The sequence below is a fragment of the Delftia sp. WSY_22 genome (assembly GCF_043104185.1).
Classification (GTDB): Bacteria; Pseudomonadota; Gammaproteobacteria; order Burkholderiales; family Burkholderiaceae_C; genus Comamonas; species Comamonas tsuruhatensis.
On record NZ_JBICKN010000029.1, the window covers coordinates 89,510 to 112,419 of the forward strand.

The following is a 22,910-nucleotide window of genomic DNA, read 5'->3' on the forward strand; positions in this document are numbered from 1 at the left end:
AGACCTGTCATTCAAGGGGAGAGAAACATGAAGCGATGCATCATCAAAGTGGCCGGCGCCTGCTACACGGCCCTGTTTCCCAGCACCTGCGCAGCGGTGGCAGATGCGATGACCCGGTTTCCATACGCCACAAAAATCAGCGTCAGACTCGCCTAGACTCAGGCAACATGGGAACCTGTTCTCAAACAGGCTCTCTGACAATACGCCTGTCGTCATCCGGGTGTTGCGCGGCAGTGTAGGCTCACTTTGCCAAAAGCTCTCCCGGATTCCTTTATATTGGCAGATCAACATTCATTGATATACATGACCACAGACTACAAGACACTGCTGCAGCAGAAAGCCCAGCTCGAAGCCCAGATCGCCGAAGTGCTCAAGACCGAGAAGTCCGGAGCCATTGCCCAGGTGCGCACCATCATCGACCAATACGGATTGACCGAGGCCGATGTCTTTCCCTCGTCCAAAGCCAAGACTGGCGCTGGTTTCCGCGTGGTCGGCGTTCCCAAGTACCGCGATCCCGCCACCGGTGCGACCTGGACCGGCCGCGGCAAGCAGCCCCGCTGGATTGAAGGCAAGGACCGCACTCCCTTCGCCATATGAGATGCGGCCTGCCACGCCCTCCGGCAGCCACTAAGCTGCGACAGAGCCCGCCAAGTGCGGGCTTTTTGTTGCCAGAAGCAAGGGGTTAACCCTATTGCCCAGAAGTTACAAATTCTTCAATGTAGTGCTGATGTGTGAGCCGAAAGGTGCCTGCATGTTTCGGTACCCAAGCAATCACAACAAGGGAAACAGCAGGTATCGCACAGGGAACTGTCCTACACCTGCACTCTCCAAAATCATGATGCCCACGTCATTGCAGCACCCGCAAGCCATGGGCATCCGGTCACGCAACGGCCAGGCCCCAACGGCCACTGGAGCAATCCGCCACCACCACGAACCATTTTCCAGCCGAGCCAGGGAGACTATCTCCTCCCTCCCCTCTCACTGACTTACCCTGGCAGGCCCGCAAGGGCCACGGCTTTTCTCTGCAACAGGACCGCCCCCGGCGGTCCTTTTTTTCTGCACGCGCTATCGCAGGGCTGGCACAGCGTTGCCAACCTTGAACACGGCCACCATGCCCGACAGGCGCTGCGCCTGGTCGCTCAGTGCGGCCGCTGCCGCTGCGGACTCCTCCACCAGGGCAGCGTTTTGCTGCGTCATCTGGTCCAGATGGCTGACGGCCTGGTTGACCTGGCCAATGCCGTCGCGCTGCTCGGTGGAAGACGCCGTGATCTCGCCAATCATGTCCGAGACCTTGCGCACGCTGCCCACGATGTCATCCATCACCTGGCCGGCCTGGGCGACCTGGGCAGAGCCTTCCTGCGCGGCATCGACCGAGGTGCTGATCAGCCCCTTGATCTCCTTGGCGGCCTCTGCGCTGCGATGGGCCAGGGCCCGCACTTCGCCAGCCACGACAGCGAAGCCACGGCCCTGCTCACCCGCGCGGGCCGCTTCCACGGCGGCATTGAGCGCGAGGATGTTGGTCTGAAAAGCAATGGAGTCGATCACGCCGATGATGTCGGAGATGCGGCGTGCGCTGTCGCTGATGCGGTCCATGCTGGCCACCACATGGCCCACCACGGCGCCCCCGCGCTCGGCCGCCTGGGCGGCGCTGCCGGCCAGGTGATTGGCCTGGCGCGCGGTGTCGGCGGCCTGGCCCACGGTCGCGGTCAGTTGCTCCATGCTGGCGGCCGTTTCCTCCAGGTTCGACGCCGTCTGCTCGGTGCGCGAAGACAGGTTGTGATTCCCGGCGGCAATCTCGGTGGATGCAGTGGAGATCGAGTGCACGCTGTCACGCACCTCCGTCACCAAGCCACGCAGCCGTGCCGCCATGCCCGAGACCGAGCGCAGCAGATGACCGAATTCGTCCTTGCGGCTGTCCTCGGCCGACACGGTAAGGTCGCCCTGCGCAATGGCATCGGTCAGTTGCACGGCTCGCTCCAGCGGACGCGTGATGGCACGCGTCAGCACGAAGGCCAGCGCCAGTCCGGCCAGGAGCACCACGCCCTGGACAATCCAGGCCAGCACACTGGCCTGTTGGCGCGCGGCCTGGGCCTGCTCCATGGCCGCATCGCGCTGGCTGCGCTGCAGCTGCACAAAGACTTCCAGCGAGTCCACATAGCGGCCGATGGCACCCAGGTACTGTTGCTGGACGAACTCGCGGAACGCCGCGGCATCGCCCGTCAACTTGATCTCGCGGGCCCGCTTGTTCAGCGCCAGCACCTCGGCACGGATGCTGGCGATGCGCTCCAGCGCAGCCTTGTCGGCCTCGCTGGCACCCTTGACGATCTCGGCCTGCAGCTTGGTGATCAGGCCAGAGCCCTCCTTGACCCGGCCGTCGAGCAGGCGCGTCAATTCCTCATCGGTGGAGGCATTGCTGGCCAGCACCCGCTCGCCCGTGGTTTCCGTTGCGCCCTTCCATTGAATGGCCAGACCGATGCGGTTCTCATATTCGGATAGCGTCTGCATGCCCTGGTCCATGGCGCGGGCCGCCGCAAACTGTGCCCACAGCGATACCGCAAGCATCATCGCCAACAAGCCGCCCAGCGTGCCCCAAAGCTTGGCGGACACGCTCCATTGATCAAATTTCATTCGTAGAACTCTCGTCGGAAAAACTGAACAGAGGAAAGGTGAAACAACAGGCCACGCGCACTAGCGCCGGCCGTCTTCCGGTGAAAAGCCCCGCCATATCGACATGGCCCATCAATCCGGAAAAGATGACTTGCTTTTTCGTCAGAAATACCGGGAACTTGAGGCTGCGCGCGGGCAGACCCGATATCACCCGCTGTGCACAACGCGGAACAGTGCATATGCAGTGGCAAGCGCCGGTGACATCGGATGCAAAATGCAATGACGCTTGCGGCTGCCGCGCCATTGAATGCCTGGGCTTGGAAGCTGCCAGCCGCCGTCTTTCGCACCTGCAAGTGCATAACACGCTGTGGATGTGTCACTCGATACCGATCGCCTCTATGTACTGATTGCGCCACTGAGCATTTTGCTGCTCAGCTGCACGCTGGCCGTGTGCTGGCTGGTGCAGCGTCGCCAGCGCTATCTGCTGTGGATTGCCGGCGGCTATGCCCTGGTTTCCCTGGCGCTTGCATGGCAGAGCATTGCCCACCGCGAACAACTCCACCATTGGGCCGTGTACACAGGCGCCATGTACCTGTTTGGCACCTGGTGCTTTGCGCGCTGCATGGCGGGGCGTTACGGGGTCTCGGCCCATCCCGTGCTGGGTTTGCTCATAGGTGCGGTGGTTCTGGCCGCGCTGTACTACTACAGCCGGATCCAGGTCGATCTGTGGGTACGCGTGCATTGGCTCAACACAGGCCTGGGCCTGCTGCAGTTGCTGCCGGCGCCCGCCATGCTGCGGCGCCGGCCACCGCAGGATTGGCTGGAGAGAATGCTCTACTGGTCCTACGTGGTGTTTGCCGGCTACACCGCCGCCCGGCCGCTGCTGGTGCTGGCCCTGGGCAGCACCGACCTCAATGAGATTGCTCGCTCCACCTACTGGCTGGTGACTCTGGTCAGCACGCTGTCGTTTGCTCTGCTGTTCACCCTGATGCTGCTGGCCTGCACGGTGCGCGATGTCTTCACCGCGCTGCGCCAGGAGCGCAACCACGACTCGCTGACCAACCTGCTCAACCGTCGCGCCTTCCAGGAGGCCGCCGAGCTGCGCCTGGCCGATTCGCACATGGCGCCGGTTTCCGTTCTGATCGGCGACATAGACCACTTCAAGCGCATCAACGACAGCTGGGGCCATGACTGTGGCGACCGCGTTCTGCAGGCCGTGGCCAGGACCTTGCAGCAGCATGTGCGCAGCGACGATCTGGTCTCACGCTTTGGCGGCGAGGAATTCGTGCTGCTGCTGATGCGCACCACGCCCGAGGAGGCCGAGCGCGTGGCCGAGCGCATACGCGCTCAGCTCAGCGCGGACGGCTATGTGCTGGCAGCCGGCCAGCGGATCACCATCAGCTTCGGCATCGCCCCCGTGGCCGCCAACACCGCCCTGACCGATGCGCTGACGCGCGCCGACGCCCTGCTCTACTCCGCCAAGCAGGCAGGCCGTGACCGTGTGCACGTGGCCGCGGACCCCGGCCGCAAGCTGCCCCAGACCGCCTGATAAAGGAAGCAAGGAACGCCTTGCTCGCGCTTGCGCCCGTCAAAACTCGCTGAAAAGAAAAGCCCGCCAGGCAGTGGCGGGCTTGTTCGTCATCAAGGCAGCGTGGGCGCCTTACTTTTTCGCATCCTTCAGGGCTTCCTTCACATCGCCCAGCTTTTTCTGAGCCGTGCCTTCGACCTGCTTGGCAATGCCCTTGGCCTGCTGTTCGGGGCTGTCGATCAACTCGCCAGCCTTTTGCTGCACCTTGCCTGCGGCATCCTTGAGCGTGCCCTTGATCTGATCCGTGTTCATAGCTGCGTCCTTTGCTGCAAGAGCTTCTAAAAAAGGGATGGATCCTTGCAGACCCGACGCAACGATAAGCGCGCCCCGCAAGGACAAGCGCCAGCGCTCGGCAACGATGAGCGTGGTCTCAGGCCTACAGCCTCATCTCTTCCCCGGAGCGCGGCCTGCCGCCATGCCTGTTTCGGAGCGCAGGCGTTTCAGTGCCTCGTCCACCACCGCTTCCTTGTGCGCCTCGAACAGGCCTGCCGCAGCGTCCTTGTGCTCTTGCAGCAACTGGCACAGGCGCGAAATTTCCTCTCTCAATCCCGCCGCACCCTGCTCGATCTCGGCCTGGTCGGCATCGCCGGCTTCGTCCAATTCGAAGCTGCGCCGTATGCGCGCAACGATTTCTGCATTCATGGAACGGTGGCCGGCCTTTGCCGCTTCCGAGATGCGATCACGCATGCCATCCGGAAAACGGACGATGAAGCGCTCCTGGGTTTCGCTGGGAAAGGGTTTGCGTTGCATTGCGCGATGGTACCTGCCGGATGCAAATTCAGATTCATGCCTAGTTGACATGATTCCAAGTTGGCATAAAACTCGAAACGACCCGCCCGGGGGCTGTGCAAGCCCACATCCACGCCCTCGAACCACCAGCCCTGAATCCAGGACACATTGCGCAAGGACAGAACCATGCCGGACACAGACATGCCAGCCTCCGTGCATCCTGCGCAGGCCGTCGCCAGCCCGCCCGACCCGGAGACCCTGGCAACAGACGCGCTATGCCACATCAGCGCAGCGCTGAGCGTGCTGGAAATGCATGTGGAAAGATCCAGCCGCGCCATGGTGATCGGTGTCCGCGACCTGCTGCGCGGCTATCACCTCAAGGCGGACCGCGCCGCTGCCGAGCAGCCGGTGGAGGCCCTGGCCAGCAGCGTGCTGCCACAAATGTCCGCCGACCTTCAGGGCCTGCTGGAAATCATTGACCGCGTGAACGACGACGAGACGGACGACCCCATCCTCTATGCCGTGAGCTACCTGCTCAGGGCGGCCAAGAGATTCTCGGAAGCGGCGGCGCAGGCCTAGCAGCCTGCGCATCGCCGCTTTCCATCACTCCTCGTTGGTCCACTCCACCCGAGCGCCCAGACTGCGCAGGTTCTCCACGAAGTGCGGATGCGCCCGGCGGATCGGCGTGGCGTTGCGGATCTCCGAGCGGCCCTCGATGCTGCTGGCAACCATGAACAGCGCAATCGCCACGCGGATGATGTAGGGGCTCTCCACCACGGCCGGCGTCAGCGGATTGCCGCCGAAGGTGACCACACGATGCGGGTCCGAAGAAAACACATGGGCGCCGAACTTGGACAGCTCTCCCGTCCAGCCCAGCGCGCCGTCGTAGATCTTGTTCCAGAACAGCGCATTGCCCTGCGCATGCACGCCCAGCGCAATGAAGATGGGCAGCAGATCCACCGGAAAGTACGGCCACGGCGCAGCCTCGACCTTGGTGAGCACATTGCTGGTGAACGGCGTCTGCACCTTCAGCGGCCCCGAGCGCAGCGCGCGTGACCAGCCGTTCTTGTGCTCCACCTGCACGCCAAACTTGGCGAAGGTGCGGTCGATCAGCGGAAAGTTGTCCGGCGTGCTGTTGCGCACCTCCACATCGCCGCCCGTGATCGCGCCCAGCGCGAGAAAGGTGGTGATCTCGTGGAAGTCTTCCTCGAAGGTGAACTCGCCGCCGCTCAGCGGCGCGCCGCCACGCACCGTCAGCCGCGAGGTGCCGATGCCGTCGATGTCGGCACCCATCATCACCATGAAGCGGCAAAACTCCTGCACATGCGGCTCGCAGGCCGCATTGGTCAGCATGGACTCGCCCTGCGCGGCCACGGCGCACAGCACGAAATTCTCTGTCGCCGTGACGGAGGCGTAGTCCAGCCAGTGGCGCACGGCCTTGAGCGGCTGTGCGCTGTGGATCAGCAGCGAGCCGCTGGCGCGCTCCACCTCACCTCCGAAGGAGCGGAAGATGTCCACGTGCGGATCGATCTCACGCACGCCCAGCGTGCAGCCCTTGACGTTGTCCTCCAGCCGCGCCACGCCAAAGCGCGCCAGCAGCGGCGGCACCAGCATGATGGAAGAGCGCATCTCCTCCGGCAGGCGATGCGACGATGCATCAAAGCGCGTATCGCGATGATGCAACTGCAGCGTGCGTGTGGTTTCGTCCAGCTGCACCTCGCTGCCCAGCGTGCGGAAGATGTCCAGGATCTTGCGCACATCGGTGATGTCCGGCACGCCATGCAGCCGCAGCGGCTGATCGGTCAATAGCGTGGCGCACAGGATCGGCAACACGGCATTCTTGTTGGCGGAAGGAACGACGCGGCCGCGCAAGGGCGTGCCGCCGTGGACGATGAGATTGGACATGGGGGTGCAGCGCAAGCAGCGAAAGGACAACGCGTGATTCTAGGGTTGCCAAGCCCCCCCGGCGGACCTGCATCGGCTGCGCGCACCCGCTGTTTCAACAGGTTTCTTCTCTGGATCGCCAACCCGACAACAAAGCGTCAGGCTCTGCCCTGGAGTTCGTGCCCGTAGACGATGAAGCCACGATGCTCGGCCACCTGGTCATACAGCGCACGGCCCGCTTCGTTGGAAGACTGCGTCTGCCAGTAGACACGGCGCGCTCCCGCCAGGGATGCCTGCTCGTAGACCGCGCGGATGAGCGACTTGCCTATGCCCTGCTTGCGCCGGCCTGCATCGGCAAACAGATCCTGCAAATAGCACACGGGCTCCAGCCGCGTGGTGCTGCGGTGGAACAGGTAGTGCGCCAGGCCCACCAGCTCACCCTCGCTCTCTGCCACCAGCGCAAACACCGGCTCCAGCGGATTGAGAAAGCGCTCCCAGGTCGCCTGCGTGATGTCCTCGGGCAGCGCCGTCTCGCCAGCGCGCCCGTAAAAGGCGTTGTAGCCCTGCCAAAGAGGAAGCCATTGCTGATGGTCCGCCTGTGCAACGGGCCGGATCTGAAGCGTGGGAACGGAGGACATGGAACTCCTGGCAAATGAGATGGGGATCCCGAATTCTAGGGACTGCCAGCCGCCGCAAAGCCGTTGCCGATGCGCTGCTCACACCTGTGAAGACCTGCGGACAGGCCGCACAGCGCGTGCGCAAAACACATACGCAGCGTACAGACCCGGCCTACATGCGGCCACAAACTTGACCCGCACGGAAACGCCGCGAAACCAATTGAAATAGATCCCGTCAGAGGCCGTGCTCCCCAAAGGCTTCCGAAATCACATGACGGAGATACAAGATGCATCGAGTCGTTCCCACAGAAAGCTTCAACCCGGACCCGGATGCCCGCTACCACCGCAGCCTGCTGGAAGCCTTTCCCGTGCGCGGCGGCCAGCAGCTGTTGCTGCTGCGCATGGAGCCAAGGCCTCTGCTGGAACGCCTTTCAATGCTCGGGCTGCGCATTCTGAACCGCATCCGCAATTGAACTGGCAAGAACCACCAAACACTCCCGAGAGCTGCACGATGCGCCACCTCTTCCTCGTCTTCCTGTGGTCTGCAATCTGCGCCATCTCCTTTGCGGTGGCGATGCTGGCCAGCCCCATGTTCAGCCACGCCATCTGACAGCGGTGCCCTCTGCACCCGCATGCGCGCAGGCCCATGCGCGGCATCTCCAATGACCGCCAGTTTGCCGGCCCGCCTTTTCACAAGGCGGCCATTTCTGACCTGGGTACGAATGACGCACTACACTGCGCCAGTCCATTTGCCTGCAAAGGAGTTGCCATGAAGAAACGCAGACTGCAGATTCACCCCGTAGTGGGCGCATTGCTGATGGGAATTGCCGGCCTTACGGCCCTGCCCGGCACCTGGGCCTGCACCCGCCTTGTCTTTCTTGGTGCGAATGGCCAGGTCGTCACCGCGCGCTCCATGGATTGGAAAAGCGACATCGTCAGCAATCTCTGGGTGCTCCCGCGTGGAATGGAGCGCTCAGGCAAGGCAGGCCCCAACTCGTTGCGCTGGACGTCCAAATACGGAAGCGTCATCACCTCGGGCTATGACGTCTCCACCACCGATGGAGTCAATGAAGCCGGCCTCAACGCCAACCTGCTCTGGCTGGTGGAGTCCCAATACCCGGCCTTCGGTGCGGGCAGCAAGCCTGGCCTGACCATTGCAGCCTGGGCGCAATACGTGCTAGACAACTTCGCCACCGTCCAGGAAGCCGTTGCGGCGCTGGAAAAAGAACCTTTCACCATCGTCTCCGACAACGTTCCCGGAGAGAACCGGCTGACGACGCTGCATCTCTCGATGTCCGACGCCAGCGGCGACAGCGCCATCGTCGAGTACATCAATGGCCGGCAGGTGATACATCACGGCCGGCAATACCAGGTCATGACCAATTCACCGACGTTTGATCAGCAATTGGCTCTCAACACCTATTGGCAGCAAGTGGGCGGCACCACCATGCTGCCCGGCACCAATCGCGCCGCCGATCGATTTGCCCGCGCATCCTTCTACGTCAACGCCATCCCCAAAAGTCAGGACCCCAACAAGGCGCTGGCCAGCGTCTTCAGCGTGATCCGCAACGCCTCGGTGCCCTACGGCCTGAATACGCCGGAGGAGCCCAATATCTCGTCAACCCGCTGGAGAACCGTTTTCGACCACCAGCGCAAGCTCTATTTCTTCGAATCAGCGTTGACGCCAAATACCTTCTGGATAGACCTCAAGGCACTCGACTTCAGCCAGAAAACCGGCAAGGTTCTCAAGCTGGATCTGGGCCCAGACCAGAACCACACCTTCTCGGGCGATGCCACGCGGCAGTTTCAGGAATCATTACCGTTTCAATTTCTAGGCATCTAGGGAAAAAAAAGCGAGCAGAAACACCAAATCAACAACGGCCGCTGGCGGCCCCCAACTTTGCACGGTGCCTGCAGGCATCACAACCATGACCGTCATCGGCGGGGGCGGCGCGACGGGAGGACCTGTCAATGCAGGCCTCGGCACTGATCGGAGTTCTTCCTGCAAACCACGCCCGTCGGGTGCGCCCAAGCGGAAAATCATCTGGTAGCCTGCATGCAAGCGAGGCGATCAGTGCCTCTTAGAAAGGATCAGCATGCTTTCCAGAATTTGCGCAGCTGCATTTTTCGCTGCCATCACGCTTGTACAAATGCCGGCGATCGCCCAGGCGGACGTTCCGTCCACTGCGGTGACCTTCAAGAAAGGCACGTCGGGCGCGACTGTCCAAGGCAAGCTCCAAGGCAACAAGGAGCAGGCGCGCGACTACATAGTGCGTGCGGTTGCCGGGCAGAAGATGACCGTGCACACGGAGACGAAATCCACCTCCACCTACTTCAACGTGCTGCCGCCCGGCAGCGAGGAAGCGCTGTATCGGGGCGAGGTGGCAGACGGCCCCACATGGACCGGTGCATTGCCCGCCAGCGGTGACTACCGTGTGCGTGTCTTCCTCAACCGCGCAGCCGCCCGCCAGGGCAAGTCATCGGCGTACGCGCTCAAGATTTCCGTAGTGGATTGACGTAGCGCGGTGTCCAGACGGTCCACAACCTGCTCGTCCTGCAGACACGCGCAACACATGCTCGGCTTGTTCGAATCCTGCACGGCCAGCTCAACGAAGCCGGCCAGCCTCTGACCAAGAACATGCTCCGCGACCGCGTCGACGCCGCTCGGGATGCCGCCGGCATTCCCAAGGCGCAGTTCCAGCCTCGGGGCCTGCGCGCCACGGCCGCCACCACGTTGGATGACGACGGCGGGATACGGCTGGAGCACACGACGGAGCGCATGGCCGCCCAGTACATCCGCCACAAGGTGGGCAAGAAGGTGAAGCCCGTTCGGTGAATTGCGGAACACGGGGAGAGTTGCGGAACGCGGCCTGTAAACCTCGGCCCCATCTTGCTACTTCTTCGATAGCAAAGAAAAAAGGCCCCGTATCGCTACGGGGCCTTGTGTTCTTTGGTGGGTCCTGCGAGATTCGAACTCGCGACCAACGGATTAAAAGTCCGATTCACCGAAATAGGCACAAGAGAAAACGCCTTTTACATCAACAACTTGCAGCGATAGCCACGCTTCTGGTGTTTTCGCAATCATGCCTTTTCCACACAATTTTGGCCTACTTTGGGCAGGATTTGGTCATAGTAAAAGGACCATATAGCTCGTCAGCTGCTTGTGCCGGGCTTGGCCCACGCAGATATCCCAGTGGTGACGATTCGCTGATGCCTCCAGCGCAGCATCCTCTACTGCAGTACCTAGCCACTTGGCCGGAATATCGTTGACCTGTGTGCGGCTCCGACGCGTTCCCGTCGTCTTCTCTCATCAAAACCACACCCCGGCAATATTATCGAAATCTTTTTAGGAAATTTTAAATAAAAAACTCTCAGACACTTTTCAGCATCTGAGAGCACGGTGAATACTAAAACAAGGCTTTTATTGCATTACAAGCGATGCCCCCCCTACGACATTCACAGTATTTACCAAAGTAAGACCAAAAGCATTTGCCGAAATTACGAAAACCCCTCGCGTACCAGATGTAACAGGAATGCTCAACCCAGTAACAACGCAGCTCGAAATAGTACCTAAAGCAAGAATCCCCGTATAACTAGGACCCATTGTGCATACCGCTCCTGGCACCGGCGAGAATACATTATCCACGGATGTATAAAGTTGCGCCTGCAATGAGATAGTAGTTCCCACCAAACTCAATGCATTGGTGTTTTGGATTTGCGCAGTCAATCCAGTTATCACACCATCAGCTGGAAATGATTGAGGTACTCCATCTGCTGCTTGCAGTGCTGTAAGGTCTAGGTTTCCACCAATAAGACTTTGCATTGCAGCAGCAGGAACGTAACCATTCATCGGCAAGACCGCAACGTTGCCGGGCAAGCCACCCGCAATCGTTGTCAACGCCATGCCTTTCGCGCTGCTGCTCATGATGGCTTTACCACCCGATGCACCTGCAGGGCCTGCGGGGCCTGTAGGACCAGGCAAGCCAATATCACCCTGCGCCCCCGTCGGACCTTGAAGGCCCGTGGCACCAATGGGGCCTTGAGCGCCTGTCTGGCCCGCCGGGCCTTGAACGCCGGCCGGACCTGTGGGTCCCGCAGGACCTGCCTGGCCGGTCGCGCCCGCAGGTCCTGTTGCACCGGTCGCCCCGGTTGCTCCCGTCGGCCCCGGGTTCCCCACAATCGCCCCTGCTGCGCACTTGCCCAGTCGCCCCGTCACATCGTCATAGCAGGCCACGCTGCCAGCCTCCGATGTGTTGGATAGGTTGGGCAGATATACATCGCCTGTTTCCATCACCCGGAACCGCTCTGCATTGCCTGCATTGTTCTTGATGACGAATCCACCATTGGCGGGTGGTGTGATGGTGATGTCGGCGCCGCCAGGAGCCGCCACTGCAGCGCCGCTCAAGACGATGGCCGCAGCGAAAGAGACAGAGCGCAGCGTGAATTTCATGGTTTTCATAGTCTGAATGTGTAGTGGCTAACGTTGTGCAGTGCGGCGCTGACGCCAAAGCGCCAGTCCCATGAGCAGAGAGAGAAGCACCAACCCATACTCGCTCAGTGTGGGAATGGCCGCAGCCGATGGGCCGGGACCTGCACCGATCTGCACAGTGGGCGGAACCGTCGCATTGGTGCGTACCACCGTCGCACCGGGACCCAGGTTGATGACCGCAGTGCCGCTGGCAGCCTGCAGCACCACAGGCTGACCAGGCACTCCCTCGACGGTCAGCGTCCCGAGCACGGTGATATTTGCCCCGACAGGCAGCACAAAGGTGCGGCCCGTGCTGCTCTTGATGGTCAGGTTCTGCACGACCAAGGTGCCGCTGAGCTGGCTGGTGTTGCCCGGATCGCAGCCGTCGCGCAGCTCGATCGTGTTGTTGCCGGCATTCAGTGATCCGTTGATCTGCAGGTCACCCCCCACCGACAGCGTTCCGCCACTGTTCGTGATGGCGGCGGTACTTGCGAACGTAGCCGAAGAATCGACGGTCAGGGCGCCGCCCAAGTCCAGGGTTCCCTGCATGTCCAGTGCAGAGCAGGACAGGTCCACGGCGCCGCCCGGCGGGACGACCAGAGAGCTGCCCGGTGGATAGGACCACTGGGCAGCGGCGTTGGAGGACAGCAGAAAAGCCAAGCCAACCCCGGCCAGCCATCGAGAAAGTGAAAAATTCATCAAACAAGCTCCACTGGGCATCAAGACCGCAGGGCACAGTCACAGTAATGCGCCAAAAGTGTCAAGCATTGTCAACCGAAACAATGTGCAACGCATTGAAATCTTCGATCAAGAACTAGTTCGCGTTTTTGTTGTCATGGGCGCTGGGTTTTCGCTTTTTTCAGCGTTAGGTGCACCTCCGCATTCAACAGATGCATGGAAACCTCAATCTCCTGATTGATGGCCTTGACCTGATCGCGCTTGTTCGGTGCATCGCTAGCCTGCACGCTGCGGCGAAACTTGCGGAGGTCGGAGATCTTCTTGTCCAGTGCTTTGGCTGCGTCATAGGCCCTCGCCAGAGGCACGTCAGCCAGCACCGCATCAGCATCCTCGCCACGTTGGACCCGGGCTTTGAACTCGCTCTCGCTGATGTTGATCCGCTTGAGGTTCTCGTAATAGGCGTTGCTCTGGCCGTTGGCGCCGCGCGTGTTCCCATAGAGACGCCCTGCCAGAACAATTTGATGCGGCGCCAGTTCCTCACCAGTGAAGGCGGAAGTGGTCATGGCCACGGCCTTGTTCACCTCGCGGCCCACGCCGCCAGTGATCTGCTCCACCAGGTACTCGATGGCCTCTGGCGTTGGGCTGGCAGCGCCGGGCCGCCATTCGTTGCCGCCCGTCGCGGCATTGGCCAAGGAGGCCAGCCAGCGGTAAGGCTTCGCAGTCGAATCCTTCACCCGGCTCGCGCCTGGCGTTGGGTCGTTTGAATTCCGGTCCTCTCGGTAGATCTCCCGTCCTGTCCAGTCCTTGTTGCGAGCCAGGGCCAGCACGGGGTCAAACCAAGTAGGCGATGCCATCTGCCCCAGATCCGCAGACCCGCCCAGCGGGTTGTAGGCATCGAGGGCCAGCACGGCCATGTCCAGGACGTGCCCCATTCGGCTCTTCGTCGGGTCGTCGTGCACACCCATCTCCACGATGGTGCGGCCGATGTTGGGGAACACATGGAAGCCCAGAGGCAGAGGGATAGCCACATAGTCCTGGCGTCCCAGCGGGATGATGATCGCCCGCTCCTTTACAAACTCGGGGATCTTCTTCCATTCGTCGTCGGCACCATCGCCGCCGCCCATCATCAGGTAGCCGGCCATGGCCGACGCCATGCCCAGGGCCACGCCACCCATCATGATCTTGCGCCCGGCAGGCCCCGCCAGCGTCTCCAGCATGCGCTTGTTGCCCTGAATCGCGGCATTCAGGAACGCAAAATGTGCCCCCACCACGGAGGTGTTGCGGCCCTTGCGGTTGAAGTTCACCGTGATGTTCTTGGCGATGCTCGCGGCCTCTTGCCGGCTGATGCCCTGGTCCAGCGCAGCCTTGTAGACACCCAGGCGCGTTGTTGCCTCCAGGGTCTCATTGAAGTCCGACAGCCAGGCCAGCAGCGCGCGGCCGCTGCCAACCACCTTGCCCTCGCTCACCTGGTCCAGCGCCTTCTGCAATGCCTTGGCGCGGTCCTTGGGATCGGCATGCAGGTCGCGATAGCCAGTGGTGCCGCCGTCCAGCTGCAGCTGCTCCCACAGCTTGGCCCATTCGCTCGTGCCGGCGCCCTCCTCCCGACGCTCGCGGCGCAGATCCTTGTAGATGGCGCGCGTGTTTCGCCGGATGTTGCGGAACACCTCGGCTTGCTTCCCGGCCAGTGGTGTGGTGGACAGCTGCAGCATGGCGCCCTGCAGGTCGCGCGCCAGGTTCATGACACCGAACACAGGGTTGTACTGGGTGTTGACCGAGGAGAACCACCGCGTGATCCAAGCTGCAATCCGCGTGAAGCGGTCCAGTTCCATGGCGTCCAGGTTCTTCATGGCCACGGCCAGGCGCACGGCCTTCTCGTTGCGCTCGTTGAAGACGATGTACCGATCCTTGCCGCCAATGCGCACCGTCACCACGTTGTCGCGCACCTTGGCTCCCTGATCCACCATGGTCTTGACCAGGCCCGTATCCGTGTCCAGTGCCTTCTTCTTGGGCAGTTCCAGGCTCCAAAGCTCCTTGTCCGGGTTCTGCGCTGCCAGCAGGTACATGCGCTTGACCACATTGTTCTTTTCGCCGCGCGTCAGCGCCGCCTCCCGCTGCATGACGATGTGGCTCAGGATGTTGGTCACGCGCTCGTTCGAGCCAGTGCGCTTCTTGGCCGCGTCGCCCTTGGTGCTGAAACCCTGGCCGATGGGATGGGCCTTGCTGTCCGGGTGGGCCTCGTCGCGGTGCAAAGGCACATAGTGCTGATAGGTCTTGCGCCAGGCCGACAGCGTTGCTTGGTCCATGAGCCCGTAGCTCTCCAGAGTCTTCAGGGTGCCGTCGTTGATGCGGTCCACGCGCGCGGCCAACTCGTCCAGCACCTGGCGCTGCTCCGGGCTGTAGCCGGCCATCACCGCCGCCGCCTCGGCATCGCTCATGCCCGACAGGGACAGGCGTTCCTCCTCGGTGCCGTCGAAGGCCTCGGCGCGGTCCCAGCGGTCCTGGTCGATGAGGGCCAGACCCAGCGCCTTCTGGACGGGGCCGGACGCCATGCCCCGGGCCTGGGCGCGCTGCAGCTGGCGGCGCAGATCTTCCACGGTCTTGCTGGCGGCCTCGAGCTGGGCCTGCAGCTGCTGGGCGCCCGGGTTGCGCTCGGCCATGACGCGGTTGGCCTCGGGCGCATGGCGGGCGTGCAGGAAGCGCTCCAGTTCCCCGATGGCCACGCCCGTGGCGTTCAGGCGCCGTAGCAGCGGCTGCACTTCGTCGCGCAGGAAGTTGGCCGTGCGCTTGGCCACGCGCTTGTGGTACAGCTCCTCGCCCCGGTAGGCGTCATTTGTCTCGCTGACGGTGCCATTCAGAGCCCGGATGGTGGCTTGAATGCGCTTGAGGTCGATGAACTTGTCCTGCCAAGCGTAGAGGAAGTCGTCGACGGAGCGGTAGCCGGTGAGGTCGGCCACCTTGTCCTGCAGGCGGCCGAGCAGGCCCTTGGAAGGTGCCGGCGGGGCCGCGCCGGCAGCGGAGCCGCGGCTGTAGAAAACGCGCAGCTTCGGGCTGGGGTCGCCTAGAACTTGTGCGTGCCGCTCAGCAAGCCTTCCCAGTACAGCGCCTCGTCCCCGTCGATTGCCTTCACCCGCGCTGCCCTCTCCGCGTAGAAGGGCACGCCAGACAGCCGCTCGCGCAACTGTTCGCCAGCCAGCTTCCGCTTCTGCTGGTCCGCTTCTATCCATGCCACGGCTTGCTCGGAGGGATTGTCCAACCAGGACAGCCAGTCGCTGTCTTGATAGTTGATCTCCGGTGCTGGCACGTCGGAAAGTACCGTGGTCTGCGTCATATTCGATCTGGTTGGAGGTTGGGAAAGCATTATCCGTGGCTGCCACACTCGCCGCAATCATGCGCTCCACATTCCCCACGTCATCCCCATAGACCCAGCGCAGGCCTGGCACGCCGTGACCGCCGCGCACTTGGTCGGGGTGCGGCGCCAAGTGGCGCGTGGTGCCGAACTTCAAGGCGCTGGACAGCATCTGCTCCAGCCGGCGACGCAGCGCGGTCTTGCTCAGCCCGTGAGGATCGCCGATGAAAATGCTGTCCGTGTTGTGCGCGAAGGTGGCGGCGATGCTGTACGCCATGGCACCCGAGTCCCCACGGGACAACTTGGACACGTCCAGCCACACGTCCGTGGTCGGAGGCACATCCTCCGGGTTCTCGCCAGGCCTGCCGGCCACGGCCTCCATGCCTTCCGCCGTGTAGAGCATGTCGTAGACCTGCTCGCCGCCATACGGGTTGGGCTGGCGCACCGACAGGATGGCCTTCTTGCCCCCCGACATGGTGAGCGTGTACTCCTGCCGGCCCGCGACGCTGACCGGCTTGCTGACGCGGATCTCTGGGTCGTGCTCGTGGGCGATGGCAGCCAGGTCCGTCTTCTGCGACCTGGGAAAGGTGAACAGGTCTTCGAGCTCGGACAACTCCTGCAGCGCGCGGCGGCCCGCGCCGCTGTCCAGGCTGAACGCAGGCCTTGCCACCGGCGCCAAGGCGCCTGCCAAAGCGCCACGCTCCACCCAGCGGCGCGCCGGCAGGATGAAGTCGCGGATGATCTCCGCGTCCGTCATGACCAGGTCGCGCAGCGCGGGCACATGGGTGCGCAGCCAGGCGCGGATGGCGGCGACGGCGCGGCGGACAAAGCCGAGCTGCGGCTGTGTCTCGGCCATCTCGGCCAGCACCTCCTCGGCCGCGTAGCGCCGGCCCACCAGGTCGTCCAGTTCTCCATACTCCTGCAGCTTGGTGCGCACCTCGCGGGGGCGGGCCACGATGATCTGGTCCAGCACCGCATCCAGCTTCTCGCCGAAGGCGCCGCGCAGGCCGTGGTGGCCCAGCGCCTCGTGGTACAGCACGCGGGCCGCTTCCTCGGGCGTGGCCAGCTGGCTTGCCACCAGATAGACCTCGCCATCGAAATAGAAGCCCTTGGGCACACCCTCCGCGCCCTCGGCCGCCTGCAGTCGCTCCGTGTCGCGCGCCTCCTGGGGCACACGCGGGTCCTGCAGGTCGAACACCACGTTGATGCGCGGCGCATTGGCCCAGGCCTGGCGCACTGCGTCCACGACCTTCTGCGCGCGCGCCATGGGAGCCGGCTGTGCACCGCGCTCGCCCGCCGGAGCCGCGCCACCAGCGATGCGCAGCAGTTCCTGCGCCAGGTCGGCCGTCATGGTGGGCGCCACGGAACTCTCCGCGCGCTTGAACGGCACTGCCGCCGGCTGCACAGCCCCTTCCTCAAAACGGGACAGCTCGCTGCGCGTGACGGACAGATCATCCTCGGGATACCAATAGATGTTCACCTTGTGGGCTTGGTTGCCGGTCTTTCCGCCGCCCACATGCGCAAACCCGCGATAGCCCATGTCCTCCAAGTTGTAGCGAATGCCATCGAAGCGCTCCTGCAGCTCGTCCGCACTCACGCCTTCGTAGCGAGACTCGGCGCGCGCCTCATCGAACAACTGGGCCAGCGTGGTGATGCGCTCACCCGTCTCCGTGTTTTCATCGCGGGCCAGGTCATCCAGGACGCGCTTGGCCATGGACTGCACTTCAGGCTCCATCGGAGCATTCATGTCATACAGACGGACAGGGGAGTGCTCGGCAATCTCATACAGCGTGGGCTCGCCGCCCTGCCCTTTGCGGGTGTAGCCGGCGGCAATGTCGGCGGCGTCTGTGGTGTAGAAACCCTGGCCGTAGATGTTGAGAACGTTGCCGCGGTAGACGCCATCGTTTGTTGGCCCGCCTTCGGGCAGCGGGCGGCTGGTGCCATGCAGGCGAACGCCTGTGCCGCGCGTGTCACGCAGCTTTGGCCGCTGGCTCGCTGCAGGTGCTGCAGGTGCTGCAGGTGCTGCAGGTGCTGCAGGTGCTGCAGGTGCTGCAGGTGCTGCAGGTGCTGCAGGTGCTGCAGGTGCTGCAGGTGCTGCAGCAGTGTCTGGCCGCACCGGCCCGGCGGCGGCCGGTTTGTCGAAAATTCCCTGCTGCCCGCTCAGCGCATCTTTCGCGTCTTGGCCCAACTGGAAGTTTTCAGCGCTGGCGGCCTGGCGCTCGGCCACTTCCTGGCGTTCGCGCTCGGCCCGCGCGTCCGCATCTGCCTTGGCATCATCGCGTGCACGGCTGTGCTCGGCCTGCTCCTGCTGAGCCTGCTGGGCCTGGATCTCGTCGGGGGTGTAGCTGGAAAGCTCCAGCGCGGGCGCTACGGCGTCGGCTTCTTGCCCTGGGCCGTCTGCGCGATCTCCAGCAGCTGCTCGCCCTGCTCCGTCTGGCTCTTGTCGCCGTGCTTCTGGCCCTGCTGCATCAGCACGCTCCCCAGCAGCATCGCTGCCAGGGGGTTCTCTGCTGCCTTGCGGGGCTGGGGCTTGCTGGGAGTCGGTGCTTGTGTCATTGGTCTGTTGTCGCTGTAGGACGGGTTGGCCGCTCAGGGCGGCAAGGATTGCGGCAGGGCCTACCTGCTCGCCGAACATATCACCGCTGGCCGAGGTCGCCAAAGCTGCGCCCATGTATGCGCGCAGGGACTCCACCAAGCGGTCGCGGCCCACGGGCCGGGTCAGGTAATGCCCGCTGTACAGCAGGCGCAGCATGCCCACGGTCAGGGCATCGGGCACGTCGCCCGTCAGCATGTCCACCTGCTGCACAGCGTCGTGCAGGGCCGCGCGCTCGCGCCGGGCCTTCTGCACCAGGCGGATGGCCTGCAGCAGGTTCTCGGTCACGTCCACCTCGGCATTGATGGCGCCGCGCTCGGCCGCCAGGCGCAGGTTGGCCCACTCGCCGGCCACGGCCTTGAGGGATTCGCCAATCGCGCGTATGTCGTTGTCCGTGCTGCCGAACAGCGATTCCACCAGGTCGCCGTCGCCGTAGGCCTTGTGCACGAGAGCGGCCTGCAGGCGGGTGACGCCGGCCGGCGAGAGCGCGCCGTTGGCGTCCATCATGCCGGCCACGTCCTGGCCATGCTCCTGCAGCTTGCCGATGAATGCCCGCGCGAAATCCCGGTTGGCCGCACTGTCCAGGGCTCCGCTGTCGAACACCTCCAGCACGCCGCCGTCCACGAGGGCCGCGTCCGTGGCGGCCTGCTCCGTGGCGGACAGGCCCAGGGCCTGGCTCTGGCTCTTGGCGCCCATGTTGACCTGATTGTCCTTCTCGGAATACAGGCGCACCAGCACAGGGGCCTGCATGCCCTCGATGGCGGCCGGGTCGATGCCGTGCATGTCGCTGTCGGCGGCCAGTTCCTGCCGGTAGGCGTCGGCCGTGCCGCGCTCGTAGGCTGCGCGCAGGCCTGCCACACGGCCGTTGTTCAGGGCCTTCACGGTGCCCGGGTGCGCTGCGTCGAACAGCGGATTGACGGCGCCGTCCGCGAAGTTGGACGGCTGCACATCGGCTGCCTCCATCACGCCATAGCGGAACGGCACGCGCTGGCCATCGCTCATCACAGCCACGTCGGCCCGGCCCAGCGCCTGCACGGCGTCGGCCTGGTCGCCCACGGCGAACACCATGGGAGCGCCCGATTCGGGGCTGCGCGAGACGCCCAGCCGCAGGTAATCGGGGTTCTGGGCCATGCCCTGCATCTGCACCACGCTGGCAGGCCGGCTGCGGTCGCGGTTCTGGATCTCCTGGGCCGGCGTGCCGGCGGCGCCCGTGCCCTCGGGGTTGGTGCCGGCGCGGCGCGTCTTCACGGCGGCCCATTCGTGCTGCAGCTGGTCCCAGATGGGCGTGCCCCGGCGCAGGGTGGCCACCTTCTCGCCGCGCTCGTGCACAAACTGGGGCCAGGTCTTGGACCGCACTGCACCAGGATCAAACGCCGGGGCCTGTTCGGCCGCCGCAGCTTCGGCGGCCACGGCCTGGGGCTCATAACCCAGAGCTTCCAGCTCGTCCTCGCGCGCAGCGTCCTGCTCCAGGCGCTGGGCCAGTGCTGCACGCTCCTCCTGCTGCACCGGGTTCAAGCCCGTGGTGCTGTCGATCACCTCCAGCTCGGCCAGGCGCGTGGCAGCCGTGGTGCTGTCCATGGATTCGGGCGTGCCATCGGGCTGCTGCACACGCTGCTGCTCGGCGTGCTGCTCCGTCTGTGCCGGTGCCGGTGCCGGTGCCGGGGCTGGCGCAGCTGCAGCGCCGTCGCGCTGGCCAGCATCTGCGGTCGTGGCCACGTCCGTGACCGTGTTGCCTTCGGCATCCTTGTAGGTCACGTCGATGACCGTGCTGCGCCCGCCGGCATCCGCCTTGGCGCCCCGATCCTTCACGCCGGCCACCACGCCCCGGGCAGCACCTGGTGCAGATCCGCCCAGCGCGCCAAGCACGAAGTTGGCGGCCGAGTCCTCGCCGATTTCCTTGCCGCTGGCCACACTCTTGGTGCCCAGGTCCGAGGCTACGCCTTCCGCCAGCTCCTGCGTGCCCTCCTCCAGCGCCGAGATACCCGCGCCGGCCGCCGTCTTGCTCAGCACCGAGCGGCCGGCCACACGGGCCAGCAGCGGGTCGAGCCCGCCGGTCACCAGCTTGCCGGTGAAGCGGTCGCCGAACGTGGCCACCGCGCCCTGCAGCAGCGCCGAGGCGTCCTCGGCCTTGGCGCTGGTGATGCGCCGCGCCTCGTCGGGCGCTGCACCAGCATCGATCATGCGGCGGTACAGCGGGCTGGTGTCCAGCAGCTGCTCGTGCGACTGCTTGGCGATGAACTCCCGCGCGTTCTCCACGCCCTCGCCCGCTGCCATGGCGCCGCCCACCGCGCCGGCTGCGCCCGGGCTGCGCGTGGCCAGCGCCGTGGCCACCACCGGGAACATCGAACCGAACACGTCAGCGCCCTGCATCAGGAAGCCGCGCACGGACGGGTCCTTGCCGAAGTCGATCTCGCCCTTGAGCAGGTTGCCCGTGATCTGGGAGTTGGCCACCGCGTCCTGCGTGGCCTGGCTGGTCGTGTCGTTGATGGCCTTCTGCGCATCGCGGCCGGCGCGGGCCAGCGTCTCGGCGCCCGGCAGACGCACGCCCACGGCCGCGCGCTCCGCCTGCAGCTCGCGGCGGTCACGCTGCTGCTGCGTCATGGGGCCGTTGATGGCCTCGTCTGTGTCAATGCCTGGGATGAAGGCGCCGCCGGGCATGACTGTGGCGGGGTCGCCGCCGGCGCCGCTGCGCACCGTGGCGCGGATGCCCGACTGGGCAGCCTCGGGCACTGCAGCCACGCCAGAGAGGGCGGCGCCGCCCGCGCGCTTGAACACGTCGGTGATGGCATCCGCCACATAGCCGCCTATGCCCTGCGGCTTCGGCTTGGGCAGATCGATAGAAATTCCGCCCAACTCAAACAGGTCAACGTCACCGGCTGGGGCCTGGGCTTCCTTCTTCGGCCCGGGATCGATACCGGCAATCTCAAACAGGTCAACGCCGCCATCGGCGGCGCTTTGGGGGGTCTGGGGCATGCATTACCTCGCGGATGGAACTCCGTCGAGGCTGTCAGGCTTGGTACGCCCCAGGCCCGCCTACTTGATGAGGCCCTGGGAGCGCAGCTTGTCGCGCACCTGGTCCTCGGTCATACCGTACTTCTTGGCCGTCGCGGCAATGGCGTCCGGCGACATGGCGCCCTGCACGGCCGAGACTCGGCCGGCCTTCTCGCCCCGGGTGCGCTTCACTTCTGCAGTGTTGAACTTCACCAGCCCTTCGTCCACGTCCCTGATGTTGGGGTTGTCGGCCATGAACTCCTGGAAGCGCCGCTCCTTGTCCATATCGCGCTTCACGGTGTCCTTCTCTCCCGCATATCGGGCGGGGATGGTTTCCCCAAATGCCTTCTGCACCTTGACCGGGTCGTAGTCGTACTTGGCTTTGGCGTTGTCGGCTCCGGGGGGCTGAATGATGCCCGCGCGCACCGCCCGGATCTGGGTGTCCGAGATGCTGGGGTTTGACTCGCGCGCCATGGCCTCGCGTACATCCCGCTGCTCGCGCTTGTCGTTCAGCCGCTCGCGGCGGTCCTCCATGGCAATGCCATGGGAAGCTGCAGCGCGGGCATCGGCCCCGGCTGCGCGCTGGTCGGCATGGTCGGCTCGGCGGTCGGCTTTGAGCTGCAGCTGATTGCGGAACTCGTCCTGGCTGTATTGGTAGAGCGCGCCGGGGTTCTCCAGGGACTGGAGCATAGCCATGGCTTCGCGTTGGTCCTTGGCCCGCAGCGGCGCCAACGGCTTGCCATCGATGCCCGTACGGTTCATCACCAGGCCGCCATCCTTGTCCGCCTCGATGCCCGTGACCTTCGCGCCGCTGGGCACGAAGCGGTTGTAGAACTCGGCGACGGCGCCATAGTCCCCGCTGCCCAAGGCGGCCATAGCGGGGCCGAGCGCCTGTTTGCGCTCGGCCGCGTCCATCTGGATCTTGATGTGGGCAGTCGAGAGGTTGTCTTTGAACGCCTTTTCCGCCTCTGCCATGTAGCCGCCCTGGGCCAGCTTGAACGCACGCTGCTGGTTGGACTGCAGGTAGTCCGTGGCCGTGGGGGCTCGGCGCTTGCCGTCCTCTCCTATCAGCGAGGACTCGAAGGCCTGGCCCAGCTCCTTGTCCAGGGCCTCGATGCCATCCTCTCTGGCCCACTGCTTTTCCTCGCGCGCCTGGCGCTTTTCAGCGTGCTGGCCCTGGCGGAACTGCTGACGCATCTGCAGGCCGCGCTCGGGATCCGTGCGGCCGATCACGTCGGCCATGGCCAGCATGCGCGTGCTGTCCTGCTGCTCGCGGCTCAGGGAGCCGGCCGAGCGCTCGCCTATGAAATCCGTCACGCCCTGCATGGCGATGGTCTTGGTGTCGCCGGCATCGTTGCGCGCGACATAGGCTTTCTGGGCGTCGTCAAAGTCGATCTTGTAGCCGTTGG

General features: G+C 64.2%; 16 protein-coding genes. 7 read left to right on the top strand and 9 right to left on the bottom strand.

What is annotated here, in order from left to right:
• The first annotated feature begins 303 nt into the window (after positions 1 to 303).
• Entirely contained in the window at positions 304 to 597 is a 294-nt protein-coding gene (locus ACF8NF_RS16050) for an H-NS family nucleoid-associated regulatory protein (protein ID WP_016446839.1), read from the top strand.
• 468 nt (positions 598 to 1,065) lie between these two features.
• On the opposite strand, the gene ACF8NF_RS16055 is transcribed toward ACF8NF_RS16050, so the two are convergent.
• Entirely contained in the window at positions 1,066 to 2,628 is a 1,563-nt protein-coding gene (locus ACF8NF_RS16055) for a methyl-accepting chemotaxis protein (RefSeq protein WP_016446838.1), read from the bottom strand.
• A gap of 352 nt (positions 2,629 to 2,980) precedes the next feature.
• Between ACF8NF_RS16055 and ACF8NF_RS16060 the strand changes: the two genes are divergently transcribed.
• Positions 2,981 to 4,156: a diguanylate cyclase gene (locus tag ACF8NF_RS16060; RefSeq protein ID WP_392450845.1), complete on the top strand. Its 1,176-nt coding sequence runs from the start codon at positions 2,981 to 2,983 to the stop codon at positions 4,154 to 4,156.
• A gap of 111 nt (positions 4,157 to 4,267) precedes the next feature.
• Here the strand turns inward: ACF8NF_RS16060 and ACF8NF_RS16065 are convergent, their stop codons facing one another.
• Both ACF8NF_RS16065 and ACF8NF_RS16070 read right to left on the bottom strand, forming a co-directional pair.
• Complete coding sequence (locus ACF8NF_RS16065) at positions 4,268 to 4,447, bottom strand: CsbD family protein (protein WP_016446836.1); 180 nt, start codon at positions 4,445 to 4,447, stop codon at positions 4,268 to 4,270.
• Positions 4,448 to 4,579: 132 nt separating this feature from the next.
• Entirely contained in the window at positions 4,580 to 4,996 is a 417-nt protein-coding gene (locus ACF8NF_RS16070) for an Arc family DNA-binding protein (protein ID WP_237426644.1), read from the bottom strand.
• 114 nt (positions 4,997 to 5,110) lie between these two features.
• Here ACF8NF_RS16070 and ACF8NF_RS16075 point away from each other — a divergent pair, with 114 nt between their 5' ends.
• Positions 5,111 to 5,503: a hypothetical protein gene (locus tag ACF8NF_RS16075; RefSeq protein WP_392450846.1), complete on the top strand. Its 393-nt coding sequence runs from the start codon at positions 5,111 to 5,113 to the stop codon at positions 5,501 to 5,503.
• Positions 5,504 to 5,527: 24 nt separating this feature from the next.
• Here ACF8NF_RS16075 and ACF8NF_RS16080 read toward each other — a convergent pair whose 3' ends face one another.
• Both ACF8NF_RS16080 and ACF8NF_RS16085 read right to left on the bottom strand, forming a co-directional pair.
• Positions 5,528 to 6,829, bottom strand: coding sequence for a UDP-N-acetylglucosamine 1-carboxyvinyltransferase (locus ACF8NF_RS16080; RefSeq protein ID WP_016454857.1), 1,302 nt, complete (start codon positions 6,827 to 6,829; stop codon positions 5,528 to 5,530).
• Between the two features lie 137 nt (positions 6,830 to 6,966).
• A complete protein-coding gene (locus ACF8NF_RS16085; RefSeq protein WP_074923362.1) occupies positions 6,967 to 7,446 on the bottom strand; it encodes a GNAT family N-acetyltransferase in 480 nt (159 codons plus the stop codon).
• Positions 7,447 to 7,712: 266 nt separating this feature from the next.
• Here ACF8NF_RS16085 and ACF8NF_RS16090 point away from each other — a divergent pair, with 266 nt between their 5' ends.
• From ACF8NF_RS16090 to ACF8NF_RS16105, 4 genes are all read left to right on the top strand, one after another.
• A complete protein-coding gene (locus ACF8NF_RS16090; RefSeq protein ID WP_017405224.1) occupies positions 7,713 to 7,898 on the top strand; it encodes a hypothetical protein in 186 nt (61 codons plus the stop codon).
• A 296-nt stretch (positions 7,899 to 8,194) separates the two neighbouring features.
• Positions 8,195 to 9,268: a linear amide C-N hydrolase gene (locus tag ACF8NF_RS16095; protein WP_209800626.1), complete on the top strand. Its 1,074-nt coding sequence runs from the start codon at positions 8,195 to 8,197 to the stop codon at positions 9,266 to 9,268.
• Positions 9,269 to 9,521: 253 nt separating this feature from the next.
• Positions 9,522 to 9,941, top strand: a complete 420-nt coding sequence (locus ACF8NF_RS16100) for a hypothetical protein (RefSeq protein ID WP_392450847.1) — start codon at positions 9,522 to 9,524, stop codon at positions 9,939 to 9,941.
• Between the two features lie 122 nt (positions 9,942 to 10,063).
• On the top strand, positions 10,064 to 10,261 hold the full coding sequence (locus ACF8NF_RS16105) for a hypothetical protein (protein ID WP_338496113.1): 198 nt from the start codon (positions 10,064 to 10,066) through the stop codon (positions 10,259 to 10,261).
• 585 nt (positions 10,262 to 10,846) lie between these two features.
• Here the strand turns inward: ACF8NF_RS16105 and ACF8NF_RS16110 are convergent.
• The 4 genes from ACF8NF_RS16110 to ACF8NF_RS16125 form a co-directional block, all read right to left on the bottom strand.
• A complete protein-coding gene (locus tag ACF8NF_RS16110; protein ID WP_392450848.1) occupies positions 10,847 to 11,875 on the bottom strand; it encodes a collagen-like protein in 1,029 nt (342 codons plus the stop codon).
• A gap of 27 nt (positions 11,876 to 11,902) precedes the next feature.
• A complete protein-coding gene (locus ACF8NF_RS16115; RefSeq protein ID WP_267178311.1) occupies positions 11,903 to 12,592 on the bottom strand; it encodes an IPTL-CTERM sorting domain-containing protein in 690 nt (229 codons plus the stop codon).
• A gap of 134 nt (positions 12,593 to 12,726) precedes the next feature.
• Complete coding sequence (locus ACF8NF_RS16120; protein WP_392450849.1) at positions 12,727 to 21,483, bottom strand: LPD38 domain-containing protein; 8,757 nt, start codon at positions 21,481 to 21,483, stop codon at positions 12,727 to 12,729.
• A 60-nt stretch (positions 21,484 to 21,543) separates the two neighbouring features.
• On the bottom strand, positions 21,544 to 22,910 hold a 1,367-nt coding region (locus ACF8NF_RS16125), incomplete at its 5' end, for a hypothetical protein (protein WP_392450850.1).